Below are 12,964 nucleotides of genomic sequence, written 5' to 3'. Positions count from 1 at the left end.
TTTATACACGTTTTTTATTCAATTATAAATCCTAGAATCTACCGTATCCTAAGAAATGTTTTTGGTTGTACGAACTGTTAATATCACCGTACGCGATCCCTTTATCACTCGCATGAATCATTTGTCCATTCCCAACATAAATACCGATGTGAGATGGACCTGCTTTATAAGTACCTTGGAAGAATACTAAATCTCCAGGTTGTGGGCTACTTACTTTAGAAACTGAGTTCCAGTAACCTGCAACGTCTTGACGTCCTACACCAAAGATGTAAGAAATGAATCCACTACAGTCAAAACCACCGTTTGATGGAGATGCACTTGCCCAAACATAAGGCATACCTAAGTATTGTTGTGCTTTACCAATTACGCCAGGAACCGGAGTTGGAGTTGGACCTGGTGCTGGCTCTGGTTTTTTGTTTTCTGGTTTAGGTGTCTCTTTTTTAGGCTCTTCTTTTTTAGGTTCTTCTTTTTGAGCTTGTCCACCATTGTTTGCCGGTGCAGCTTGCTCTGCAGGTGCTTGTGCTGGCTGAGCTTGTGCCTCTTTAGCAGCTTGTTCTGCTTGTTTTTGAGCAGCAGCTTCTTGTGCCGCTTTTGCTTGCGCTTCTTCTTCCGCAATACGTTGTAATTGCAGTGCTTGTTTCTCAAGATCTTTCAATTGACTTTCCGTGCTTGTCATCGTAGTTACAACTGTATCCATTTTACCGCTTAAATCGTTTACCGCTGTTTCTTTTTTCTCTTTTTCAGCGTCAAGTTCTTTCTTAGCAGTTTCAATTTGAGCTTGTGCTTCTTTTAATTCTTTTTGTTTTTCTTTTACTGTCTCAACATCTTTTTTCACGTTCGTTTGATCTTCTTGTTGAGTTTTCATGATATCTTCGTCAGACTCAAGAATTTTAGACATAGAATTGAAACGATCCACTAAATCTGCAATGTTTTTAGAGTTTACAAGAACTTCTGTTACAACGTTCGTGTTCGGTTGTTCTTGTAGTGCAACTAAACGTTTTCTTAATAACTCTTCACGTTTTGCAATCTTTGTTTGTAATTCTGCAATATCTTTATTTTTCTTTTCAATTAATTGCTCAGTGTCAGAAACTTTTTTCGTTGTTTCATCAAGTTTTGTAGCGTTCTCTTGAACAGACTTATCTAAACCTTGAATTGTTTTGTTTAAATCATTCATTTGTTTTTGTAGTTCATCACGTTCTTGTTGTTGTTTATGTAAAGTATCATTTTGTGTGTTAATTTGTGATTTCACGTCAGAAATTTTATCTTCCGCAAATACATTTGGTGTTAGCCCTGAAAACATTAACCCTGCAACTAATGCGCAAGATGCCATTTTTAGCTTTTTCATTTTATTTTTTACACCGCTTTCTTTTGTCATTTTCCGTATATAACCTATTAAAATTTATACCATAATTCGGGAGTTTTTTTGCTAATGTTACGGTTTTGTAAAATAAATGTAATATTACATTTATCTCTATAGCAAAGTATATCTAAATTTGTATATATATGTAGAATTTCAAGAGCCTTACGCCGTTTTTTATAGAATTGAAAAAAACGTAAGGGATTCCCTTACGTTTTGAAAATACTCCAATATGAATGAGATAGAAACGTTACTTCATCCATTTCTCAGCCCAATTTTGGACCTCATCCATAACACTTTCCAACGCTTTCCCTTTATCAGTTAAACCGTACTCGATTCTAACTGGTACTTCTGGGTAAACATTACGAACTACAATACCTTCACCTTCTAATTCCTTTAAACGTTCTGACAACATACGATCGCTCATATTCGGTATAATATCTGCGATTTCTCTGAAACGTTTTGGCTCTTCAAGCAAAGATTTAATAATTAAGCCAGTCCATTTCTTACTAAGCATTGTAAAAGCTGACTCAAACTTTGGACATAAACAAGAATTATGCTCCATATGTTTCACCTCTCTTCTATTATAAGATAGTTTCTTGTAAAAAGTAAGTAATAAAACTTTCCTCATTATTTAATTTTACGTACATTTTACCATTTCCAAATATTAACTTGTCAAATCTTCGTAAAATACCCGTAAAAAAACCCTCTTTAACAAGAGAGCTTTTACATCTTTATCACTTCGTATACCAGCCTAAACCAAGCGCACCTTCACCTAAATGCGTCCCAATTACAGCTCCGAAATAACTCGTACGAATTGTAACATGAGGGTATATCTCTTCTAATTCTTGTTTCCATTCATTAGCTTCCTCTTCACGATTCGCATGAATAATAACAGCCTCCATAGGCACACCTTTACTTGCCTGCTCGTCAAAGATTTCAACGATACGCTTTAACGCTTTTTTACGCGTACGAATTTTTTCGAATGGAATAATTATTTTATCTCTAAAGTATAATACTGGTTTTACTTGTAACAAACTGCCGATGAAAGCTTGCGCGCTATTTAATCTTCCACCGCGTTGTAAATGATGTAAATCATCTACTACAAAATAAGCATCCATCGTTTTTTTCATTTCATCAAAGCGAGCGATAATCTCTTCTGGAGCTTTCCCTTCACCTGCTAATTTCGCACCTTCACGCACGTAAAACCCTTGTACTTCACAACTAATTTCAGAGTCGTACGTATATACATCGATACCATCTACCATCTGTCCAGCTGTCGTTGCCGTTTGGTATGTACCACTAATTCCACTGGAAAGGTGAATGCTAATAACTGCATCATATTCTTTAGATAACTCTTCATATAACTCTAAAAATTTTCCAATTGCTGGTTGCGAAGTTTTCGGAAGTTCTTCTTGTTCACGTACTTTTACGTAAAAATCATTTGCTGAAATTTCAGCCTCTTCTTGACAAGATTCCGTTCCAAACACAACGTTTAATGGAATCATATATATATTGAGTTCATCACGAATATGCTTCGGTATATATGCTGTACTATCAGTAACAATAGCTGTTTTCATTTTCGTACCTGCCTTATAAAAAATTTTTATCCCCTAATTTTACACGAAAACTAGAAAAGGTGCATCCATACATAAAAATGCCGGTTAGAAACTACAATCACCCACTCGACAAATTACAACAAAAAGATAAAATACTCATCAAAAATTTCAACATATTTGCAAAAAATGTTTGAATATAAAAACAACCGCTTTTAAAATGTAAAGTACTAGTCATTTTGAAAGATAGGGGCGTATACCATTGTTATTACAATATTTAACAATTAAAGACTACGGTGAGCACGAGATTGTCATTCAAAAATCAAGGTTCATTTGCTATGTAAGTCGAGCCACAACTGAAGAGGAAGCCCAAGAATTTATACAAAAAATAAAAAAACAACATTGGAATGCAACACACAATTGTTCCGCATATTTAATCGGTGAACAAGATCAAATTCAAAAAGCAAACGATGACGGAGAACCAAGTGGTACCGCTGGTGTACCTATGTTAGAGGTATTAAAAAAACGAGGTCTAAAAGATACTGTCGTTGTCGTCACGCGCTATTTTGGTGGTATTAAGCTTGGTGCTGGTGGATTAATTCGTGCATACGGAAAATGTACAAGTGAAGGACTTAATCACGTAGGCATTGTTGAGCGAAAACTAATGCGCGTTATGCAAACAGAAATTGATTATACATTGCTTGGCAAAGTTGAAAATGAATTACGCAATTCAGAATATACCATTAAAGATATACATTATCTCGAAAATGTCACATTTGATACGTATGTAGAAGAAAATCAAAAACAAACATTTACAAATTGGATGATTGAATTAACAAACGGGAAATGTACAATTAAAGAAGGAGATATGTTGTACTTAGAACAAGACGTTAACTAAGAATAGCTAACTTATCCCCTTTAAAGATTAATGTAGTGAATTAATTCCCTACAGATAAACTAAGGAGATTATATATGGAAGAACGTTATTATCATCTCCAAAATAGCAGAATAAAAAAGAAACGTAGAAGAAAATTTTTCTACTTCCTTATATTCGCATTTTTATTTGGTAGCGTAGGACTTTATATGTTAAATTCCTACACTTCTCTCATGGGGATGTACAGTGGATTTAGCCGTGAAAAATCTAAATTACGAGCAGAAGATGTGGAAATCACAAAAAAACCTTTCACAATACTCATTATGGGTATTGAAGATTATGCAACTGACGGTCAAAACGGTCGAACAGATTCACTTATGTTCGCGACAGTTAATCCAAACTCAAAAAAGGTTTCACTTATGAGTATCCCGCGCGATTCTCGTGTTAAGATTGTTGGCAAAAATAAAGAAGACAAAATTAACGCTGCTCATGCTTACGGTGGAGAAAAAATGACAATCGACACCGTCGAAGAGTTTTTAAAAGTTCCTGTTGATCATTATATTAAAATTGATTTCCAAGGATTTAAAGGTATCGTTGATGCTGTTGACGGTATTACCGTTGATGTCCCCTTCGATTTTTGGGAACGCTCTGACGTGGATTACTATAAAAAAATCCAATTTAAACAAGGTCAACAGAACTTAAATGGTGAAGAAGCACTCGCATACGTCCGTATGCGAAAGCAAGATCCTAACGGTGATTATGGTAGAGCTGCTAGACAAAGACAAGTACTGGCTGCTGTTGCCCAAAAGCTAAACTCTGCTTCTACCGTATTTAAAATTAAAGATTTAACAAAGGTAGTTGGAAAATATATAAAAACCGATATTCCTATTTCAGACGGACTTGCTCTTTACAATAAAATTTCTGGATTCGATCCTTCTACAATACAAACGTTAAAACTTGAAGGAGAAGACAGAAAAATTGGCGGTATTTATTACTTCCTTCCAGATCCAATCAGTGTAGAGACTGTACGTAACGAAATTGAAAAGGAAATAGGAGAAAAAGCAAAAGTTCCAACAGAGACTACGAAAAATGAGAATACAAATTCCGATTCAAATTCTAACTCCAGCGCAAAAGCAAAGAAGGAGTCGAGTGAGAACAAAACACCACCGCCTCCTCCCCCTTCTACAAATGCTCATGCAGAGTGGATTATGAGGAATCAACAATAATAAAAGAGAGCCAAATCACATACGATTTGGCTCTCTTTTCATTTACCCTGATTGGTGCGGGCTAATAATCAGTGGGGGATATCCCCCACTGATTAAAATTTCACTTTACTTCTTGAAGTGTTGTAAAATCGCTTCTACAATACGCTCTGATGCACGACCATCGCCATAAGGATTAGATGCTTTCGTCATCTTATCATGAGCTTCTTTATCTGATAACAACTCATCAGCAAGACCAAAGATTGTTTCTTCATCTGTTCCTGCTAATTTCAGTGTACCCGCTTCGATACCTTCTGGGCGTTCCGTCGTATCACGAAGAACAAGAACCGGTACACCTAGTGATGGTGCTTCTTCTTGTACACCACCAGAATCAGTTAACATTAAGTATGAACGAGCTGCTACGTTATGGAAATCAATTACATCTAACGGCTCAATTAAATGAATGCGGCTATGCTCGCCTAAAATATCATTCGCTATTTCGCGAACAACAGGATTCATATGTACAGGGTATACAACTTGTACATCTCCGTGCTTATCAACAAGACGCTTAATTGCACGGAACATATTGCGCATTGGCTCTCCTAAGTTTTCACGACGATGTGCCGTCATAAGTACAAGACGATCGTTTCCAAGTTTCTCGAGCACCGGATGACTATAAGTTTCTTTTACAGTCGTCTTCAGTGCATCGATTGCTGTATTTCCTGTTACGAAAATGCGTGACTCATCTTTATTTTCTTTTTGTAAGTTCGTTGCTGATTTTGTTGTAGGTGAGAAATGAAGATCTGCCATTACACCTGTTAATTGACGATTCATCTCTTCTGGATATGGAGAATACTTATCCCATGTACGAAGCCCAGCTTCAACATGCCCTACTGGAATTTGATTATAGAAAGCAGCTAAGCTCGCAATAAATGTCGTCGTTGTATCACCGTGTACAAGTACGATATCAGGCTTCGCTTCTTTCATTACTTTATCTAAACCTTCTAAACCACGTGTTGTGATATCAATTAACGTTTGACGATCTTTCATGATATTCAAATCGAAATCTGGTGTAATTCCAAAGATATTTAATACTTGATCTAACATTTGACGATGTTGTGCTGTTACAGTCACAATCGATTCGATTTTTTCTGGGTGCTTTTGCAACTCTAATACAAGAGGTGCCATTTTAATTGCTTCTGGTCGTGTCCCGAAAATTGTCATTACTTTTAAACGTTCAGTCATTTCATTGCCTCTTTTCTTTCACTAGTTACAACTTCTATTATCGCATATAAAAATATGCATGTGAAAATACACTTTTTAATGTACTCGAGAAACATTACTATTACAGACGCCTTTTCGCCCAACTGAGTAATAATCTAACCCCTGCTTCTCGGCATCCTCATTAGTATAACAATTCCTCCCATCAAATAGAATAGGCTCCCTCATAAGCTGTACATACTTCTCTAGCGGATAATTTCGAATTGATTCCCATTCTGTTACGATAAAAACTGCATTTGCCGCTCTAATCGATTCATCTATACACTCAGCGTATCGTATAGCATTTCCAAATATACCTTTTACATTTTGAATAGCCTGCGGGTCATATACAACCACATCCGCACCTATATTAATTAATTCTTGTATTGTAATAAGGGATGGCGCTTCCCTAATATCGTCAGTATTCGGTTTGAATGCTGCACCAAGAACCGCAATCCTCTTCTTCTTCATATTTATCATTTTCTTCGCTTTTTCAATTAACAACAACTGTTGTTTATTATTCACTTCAATGACTGCTTTCAACAAGTGAAAATCATGAGAAACATTCCCTGCAATTTGCACAAGTGCTTTCGTATCTTTTGGAAAACAAGACCCTCCATATCCAATACCTGCATTTAAAAAAGATGCACCAATTCTCTTATCCATCCCCATCCCTGTAGATACATCTAATATATCTGCACCCACCTGCTCACATATATTGGAAATCTCATTAATGAAACTAATCTTCGTAGCCAAAAAAGCATTAGATGCATATTTAATCATCTCAGCACTTCGAATATCCGTAATATACGTTTGTAAGCTTAATTTGCTGTACAAATGCTCTACTTTCCTTGCTGCTTCCTCACTACATGCTCCAATTACGATGCGATCACCATGAAAAAAATCATAAATACCAGAACCTTCCCTTAAAAATTCTGGATTCGATACGATATGTAATTCGTGTCTACCTTGTAGTTTTTCCTCAATCCATTCTCTCATCACATCATTTGTACCTACTGGAACCGTACTTTTCGTAACAACAATAATATCGTTATTCACATATGCTCCAATATCATCACAAGCACTACGAATATACGTTAAATTTGCTGTTCCATCTAATAAAGATGGCGTTCCAACTGCAATAAATATAAACTCTACATCATTAAATGCAGTTGATCTGCTTGCTGTAAAAGTTAAATGATTGTTCTCATACTCTTCATTTATTAATTCATTTAATCCACACTCATAAATAGGTAACTCGCCTTGTATGATCCGTTCAATTTTTTCACTATTTATATCAAAACATGTGACTGAATGTCCCAATTTCGCCAATCCTACTCCTGTAATCAATCCAACATATCCGGTACCTATTATCGTAATTTTCATTTTCCTTTCGCACAGGAATATATATAAGAGAATATACGAATACATAGAAGCCTCCCCTGTGCTTCCCCCTCTCTCACTAAAAATAAGAAAACTTCTTTTCTTCTTTATTATATGAATTGTCTTTTTATTCATTTTTAAGATTTTGTAAATTTAAATGATGCAATATATATAAAATGTAAATTCCCACATTTTAACACGGAACTTACTCATTTTTACGTGCAACACTTATAATAAAATACTTGTTATATACGAGGCAGATACACTGTCATATTTCAAGTCGCAATATGAACAACCTTCTCAAACGATCCAACATTCTATATACAGTTGTCATATATTCTATGCACTTCCATTTACAGCTAAAAGAAAAAAAGATTGAATTCTAATCTTTTTGTGATACCATATGTTATGAGCCTGTAAATAAACATCATAATTTTCAGATAAATACAATTAGAAAAATTACGTTAAACTATAAAAGGTGGGGTATTAATGGACTCACAAGTGATTTATGCCATTTTGGCATCTTTCATCACTGTACTCGTCGTTACTCCTTTAGTTATTAAATTAGCTTTCAAAATAGGAGCAACAGATAAACCAAACGCACGTAAAGTACACCAAAAAATTATGCCTCGTCTTGGCGGGTTAGCAATTTTTATCGGTGTAGCTGTAGGATTTGTTGTCGGTGGATTGTACGAACAAAGAATGCTATCGATAACTTTAGGTGCTATCATTATTGTTATCATCGGGATTTTAGATGATATGTACGAACTATCTGCGAAGGTAAAATTCGGTGGACAACTATTAGTTGCCATCATGATTGTAAAAAGTGGATTATTAGTGCAAGTATTATATATTCCAATCCTTGGAGATACTGAACTCGGATGGCTTGCTTATCCAATTACAGTATTTTGGATTGTAGGTATCACAAATGCCATCAACTTAATTGATGGATTAGATGGATTATCCGCTGGGATTTCATCTATCGTACTTGCAACGCTAGCATATATGGCCTTCGTTAGTCCGTGGGGTACTGGAGCGGCTATTATATTACCTCTAGCACTGATTACATTAGCAAGTACAATTGGATTTTTATTCTATAACTTCCATCCAGCAAAAATTTTCATGGGAGATACAGGAGCACTATTTTTAGGATACTGTATTTCTGTTATTTCGTTACTTGGATTATACAAAAGCGTAACGTTATTCAGCTTTATCGTTCCAGTTATCATTTTAGGTGTACCTGTATTTGATACGACATTTGCAATCATCCGCCGTATCGTCAATAAAAAGCCTATTTCAGCACCAGATAAGTCGCATTTACATCACCGTTTGCTTGCAATGGGATTCTCTCATCGTAAAACGGTACTAATTATTTACGCACTTGGTATTTTCTTTAGCGTAAATGCAATCATTTTCAGTAGTGCGACATTATGGTTATCCATTATTCTTCTTTTCGTTTTAATCTTCTTTACAGAAATTATTGCTGAAGTAATCGGTCTTGTACATGAACGTTACAAACCAATTATTTCCTTCTATAAAAAAGTGAAAAAACGCGAAGACTAATTGTAGTATAGCCTTTACTTTTATGAACTATTCAAATAGCATCCTCTTTTTCATAAGAGGATGCTATTTTTTATTTTTTAATCCTTATTCCCCATTTCCAAAATATAGATTGTTTGAGAGTGCCTCTATTGGAGAAAGATATACGTATAACGAAAAAAGCATCAAATTTTCGTTTTTACATCTTGATTGTCAAACTGAGGGTGAATGTTATGATCAAGCGATTACTTCAATGTATAATTTTATTTTTAACTATTACTATGTACGCATCATCTAATACGGAAGCAACTACAGACATTCAAGCAGAAGATCAACAAAGCACTCAAACTACCTCTCCTACAAAAAAAATTGCGTACTTAACATTTGATGACGGACCGAATAAATACACACCACAAATTTTAAATATTTTAAAAGAGAAGAACGGAAAAGCAACTTTCTTCGTTATTGGCGGAAAAGTGCCACATTATAAAAAAACGATGGAGCGATTGATTAAAGATGGACATTATATTGGTCTCCATAGTATGTCACATGATGTAAAACGTCTTTATACTGGCGATCCATCAATTTTAATTGAAGAAATGGATCAAACCCAGAATATTGTCTGGCAAGTTACACATCTAAATACACATCTCGTTCGTGTCCCATACGGTAGCATGCCTTATTTAAAAAAGAATTACCGCGACGCACTCGTATCTTCCAAGTATAAAATGTGGGATTGGACAATTGATACATATGACTGGAAAAGCTATGATAATCCTTCCGCAATACTAGAAAGAGTGCGGAATCAAAGCGATGAACAAGTAGAGGTTATTTTAATGCATGATTCTAGTGTCACAGTGCAAATACTTCCAAAAGTAATTGATTATTTGCAATCACAAGGATATCAACTACTTCCCTACAATCCATCTTCACATCTCGAAGTGAATTTTTGGAAAGACACAAGATTGTAACAGCTTTAGTGCTTATATACTAAAGCTGTTTTATTTTTCTCTTCCCACACTTCCCATTTTTGTGTAAAATTTTAAATAGTGATGAAGTTTCGAGGTGAATAGAAATGAAACGAATAGATCTCATTTTTAACGCAATACAAAAAGGGAGTTATACAGAAGGTGTAACAGCATCAGAACTCGCCACACTTCTACAGTTAGACCGTGCAAATGTTAGTAGCGACTTAAACAAGCTCGTGAAAGATAATCGTTTATTAAAAACGAGTACACGTCCTGTCCGTTTTTATATAGAAACGAATACTTCATTGGAAACGCATTCAACAAAGAGTACTTCATTAGATACATTTGCAATTGAAAATACAAGCCTAAAAATTGCAATTGAAAAAGCAAAAGCTTCTATTCTCTATCCTCCAAACGGTATGCATACTTTACTACTTGGAGAAACAGGTGTCGGAAAATCGATGTTCGCTTCTTTAATGCACGAATATGCAATTGAAGTGGAACAACTTCCAAAAGATGCGCCTTTTATCGTCTTTAACTGTGCTGATTATGCAAACAATCCACAACTACTACTTGGACAGTTATTTGGGATAAAAAAAGGAGCTTATACAGGTGCCAGTGATCAAAAAGGTTTAATTGAAAAGGCCCATGAAGGAATCCTTTTCTTAGATGAAGTACATCGTCTCCCTCCAGAAGGACAAGAAATGCTCTTCACATTTATTGATCGCGGAGTATATCGCCGCCTTGGAGAAACAGAAAATGAACGTAAGGCACAAGTATTAATTATTACTGCAACAACAGAAGAACCAAACTCATTTTTATTAAAAACATTTACAAGACGTATTCCAATGACCGTTACGCTTCCACCACTTCGTGAGCGAACGCATAAAGAACGCTTTGCTTTGTTGCAACTATTTTTCACAAATGAAGCGATTCGGCTACGAAAAGAGATTCATGTTAGTCCAAACGCAATGCGATCCTTCGTCTTTTACAATTGCCCAAATAACATTGGTCAATTGAAAACAGATGTACAAATTGCCTGCGCGAAAGCTTATTCTGATTTCGTAACAAAAAAACGTGATTCTGTCGGTGTTTCAAGTACAGATTTACCTTGGTATATGAAAGAAGGACTGTTTATCGAAAGAAAGAGCCGTCACCTATACCAAATACCAAATGAAACATTTGTATTTACAGGTGATGAAGGCTGGAGCAAGCATAAAACAGAAGATGAAAAACGTTCTTCTATTTACGATTATATTGATTATAAATATGAAGAACTTCAAGCACGCGGCATTGAAGAGGAAGAATTGGAATTACTAATAGAAAATGATATTCAAAGCTTTTTCGTTCAATATTTTAACCAAATGTCTAAAAAAACAAATCATGAAAATGTTTTTAAAATTGTGGACCGTAATATCGTTTCCGTATGTGAAAAAATTGCAGAACTAGCTGAAAAACATTTATCTAAGACTTTTGATGAAAAAGTGTTTCTTGCATTAAGTTTACATGTACAGACAACTCTACAACGTTTACAAAGCGGGAAGCAAATTCATCACCCACAATTGAATCAAATTCGTACGAAATATAAAGAAGCTTTTTCCGTAGCTATGCAATGTATTCAACTGTTAGAAGAAGAATTACAAATAACAATGCCTATTGATGAAGCAGGCTTCTTAACAATGTTCTTCGTTGTTGATCCAATTCCTGCCTCACAAACAGAAGTAAAAGTATTAATATTAGCCCATGGTAATGGCATCGCAACAGAAATGGCAAACGTCGCAAACGAACTTCTCGGTATTGATGAAGTAACTGGTATCGATATGCCCTTGCATGAATCACCGAAAGATTTCTTAGAGCGTGTTAAGGTGTATATGAAAACACTTCAAAATGTAAACGGGCTTCTCTTACTTGTTGATATGGGATCTCTCGCTTATATTGGTGATATATTAGAAACTGAATTCAAAATTCCTGTACGTGTTCTTTCCATGACGAGCACACCACACGCACTAGAAGCAGCTCGAAAAGCTCAGCTTGGCTACTCCTTAGATGCACTATATGAAACAGTGAAGAACTTAACGCCGTTCTATTTAAATGTACAAGAAGAAAAGAAAAAGCCGCTGTCACCAATGAAATCTGTTATTTTAACAGCTTGCTTAACTGGAGAGGGAAGTGCTTTAGCAATTCAAAAAATGTTAGAGAACTATTTACGCTTTGATAAAGACTTAATTGAAATTATTCCGATTAGTATCGTTCACGAAAAAGATTTAACAAAAATGATCGAGAACATAAAAAAAGAGCGTAATATCATTTGTATCGTCACGAATTTCGATGTGCAAGTACCATGCTTAACATACCACTTCCAAGACATTGTGAACTACACAGCGATTCAGCCAATTCAAGAATTAATTACGTATGAAGAAACATATGCGAAAATGGCTGATATTCTTGAACAACAAATGCAGCGTAACGATGGCGCATTACTTATTAAAACAATTCGTTATGCATTAAATACAATTCAAGAATTAATTTCTTTACAGCTAACTCCTGACAGTTTAATGGGTGTGATTTTGCATATGAGCTGCATGGTTGACCGTCTTCAAAAAGGCGAAAGTCTCCTCCCTCATCCTGATAAAGAGAAACGAAGACAAGATGAGTACTGGATGTACATGAAAGTAAAAAAAGCATTGCAACCTATTGAAAATACATTTGAAATACAAATACCAGATGACGAAGTATTTTATGTAATGGACTTCTTCATCAAAAATCAACCTGTAAAAAATTGATCTAGGCAGTTTTTAAATATATCGACCGTAACCTGGATTATA

Annotated in this window: 10 protein-coding genes; 5 read left to right on the top strand and 5 right to left on the bottom strand. The window is 35.3% G+C overall.

Annotation, left to right across the window (positions count from 1 at the left end; all coding sequences use genetic code 11):
- Nucleotides 1-31: 31 nt before the first annotated feature.
- The 3 genes from ACP6L7_RS29975 to ACP6L7_RS29965 all read right to left on the bottom strand — a co-directional run bounded on the left by ACP6L7_RS29975 (nucleotide 32) and on the right by ACP6L7_RS29965 (nucleotide 2,937).
- Complete coding sequence (locus ACP6L7_RS29975) at nucleotides 32-1,375, bottom strand: C40 family peptidase (protein WP_141533265.1); 1,344 nt, start codon at nucleotides 1,373-1,375, stop codon at nucleotides 32-34.
- Nucleotides 1,376-1,607: 232 nt separating this feature from the next.
- Nucleotides 1,608-1,922 carry a winged helix-turn-helix transcriptional regulator gene (locus ACP6L7_RS29970; RefSeq protein WP_002112882.1) on the bottom strand — a complete coding sequence of 105 codons (315 nt, stop codon included), beginning with the start codon at nucleotides 1,920-1,922 and terminating at the stop codon, nucleotides 1,608-1,610.
- Nucleotides 1,923-2,094: 172 nt separating this feature from the next.
- The gene (locus tag ACP6L7_RS29965) at nucleotides 2,095-2,937 is read right to left on the bottom strand and encodes a DegV family protein (RefSeq protein WP_097832372.1); all 843 of its coding nucleotides are present in this window, start codon (nucleotides 2,935-2,937) and stop codon (nucleotides 2,095-2,097) included.
- A gap of 238 nt (nucleotides 2,938-3,175) precedes the next feature.
- Between ACP6L7_RS29965 and ACP6L7_RS29960 the strand changes: the two genes are divergently transcribed.
- Together ACP6L7_RS29960 and ACP6L7_RS29955 are read left to right on the top strand one after the other, a co-directional pair.
- Entirely contained in the window at nucleotides 3,176-3,811 is a 636-nt protein-coding gene (locus ACP6L7_RS29960; RefSeq protein ID WP_430529611.1) for a YigZ family protein, read from the top strand.
- A 74-nt stretch (nucleotides 3,812-3,885) separates the two neighbouring features.
- Nucleotides 3,886-5,013: an LCP family protein gene (locus ACP6L7_RS29955; protein WP_097832374.1), complete on the top strand. Its 1,128-nt coding sequence runs from the start codon at nucleotides 3,886-3,888 to the stop codon at nucleotides 5,011-5,013.
- 105 nt (nucleotides 5,014-5,118) lie between these two features.
- Here ACP6L7_RS29955 and wecB read toward each other — a convergent pair whose 3' ends face one another.
- Both wecB and ACP6L7_RS29945 read right to left on the bottom strand, forming a co-directional pair.
- Nucleotides 5,119-6,234, bottom strand: a complete 1,116-nt coding sequence (wecB, locus tag ACP6L7_RS29950) for a non-hydrolyzing UDP-N-acetylglucosamine 2-epimerase (RefSeq protein WP_430529610.1) — start codon at nucleotides 6,232-6,234, stop codon at nucleotides 5,119-5,121.
- A gap of 75 nt (nucleotides 6,235-6,309) precedes the next feature.
- Entirely contained in the window at nucleotides 6,310-7,680 is a 1,371-nt protein-coding gene (locus ACP6L7_RS29945; protein WP_430529609.1) for a UDP-glucose dehydrogenase family protein, read from the bottom strand.
- A gap of 441 nt (nucleotides 7,681-8,121) precedes the next feature.
- Here ACP6L7_RS29945 and tagO point away from each other — a divergent pair, with 441 nt between their 5' ends.
- The 3 genes from tagO (at nucleotide 8,122) to ACP6L7_RS29930 (ending at nucleotide 12,922) form a co-directional block, all read left to right on the top strand.
- Entirely contained in the window at nucleotides 8,122-9,195 is a 1,074-nt protein-coding gene (tagO, locus tag ACP6L7_RS29940) for a UDP-N-acetylglucosamine--undecaprenyl-phosphate N-acetylglucosaminephosphotransferase TagO (protein ID WP_097832377.1), read from the top strand.
- Between the two features lie 209 nt (nucleotides 9,196-9,404).
- On the top strand, nucleotides 9,405-10,142 hold the full coding sequence (locus ACP6L7_RS29935; protein ID WP_097832378.1) for a polysaccharide deacetylase family protein: 738 nt from the start codon (nucleotides 9,405-9,407) through the stop codon (nucleotides 10,140-10,142).
- A gap of 104 nt (nucleotides 10,143-10,246) precedes the next feature.
- Nucleotides 10,247-12,922 carry a sigma-54-dependent transcriptional regulator gene (locus ACP6L7_RS29930; protein WP_430529608.1) on the top strand — a complete coding sequence of 892 codons (2,676 nt, stop codon included), beginning with the start codon at nucleotides 10,247-10,249 and terminating at the stop codon, nucleotides 12,920-12,922.
- The last annotated feature ends 42 nt before the right edge of the window (nucleotides 12,923-12,964 follow it).

This window comes from Bacillus silvicola (assembly GCF_050524305.1).
GTDB lineage: Bacteria > Bacillota > Bacilli > Bacillales > Bacillaceae_G > Bacillus_A > Bacillus_A cereus_AT.
Note: the sequence above shows the minus strand (reverse complement) of the source record. Positions and strands in the feature narration are given on the sequence as shown.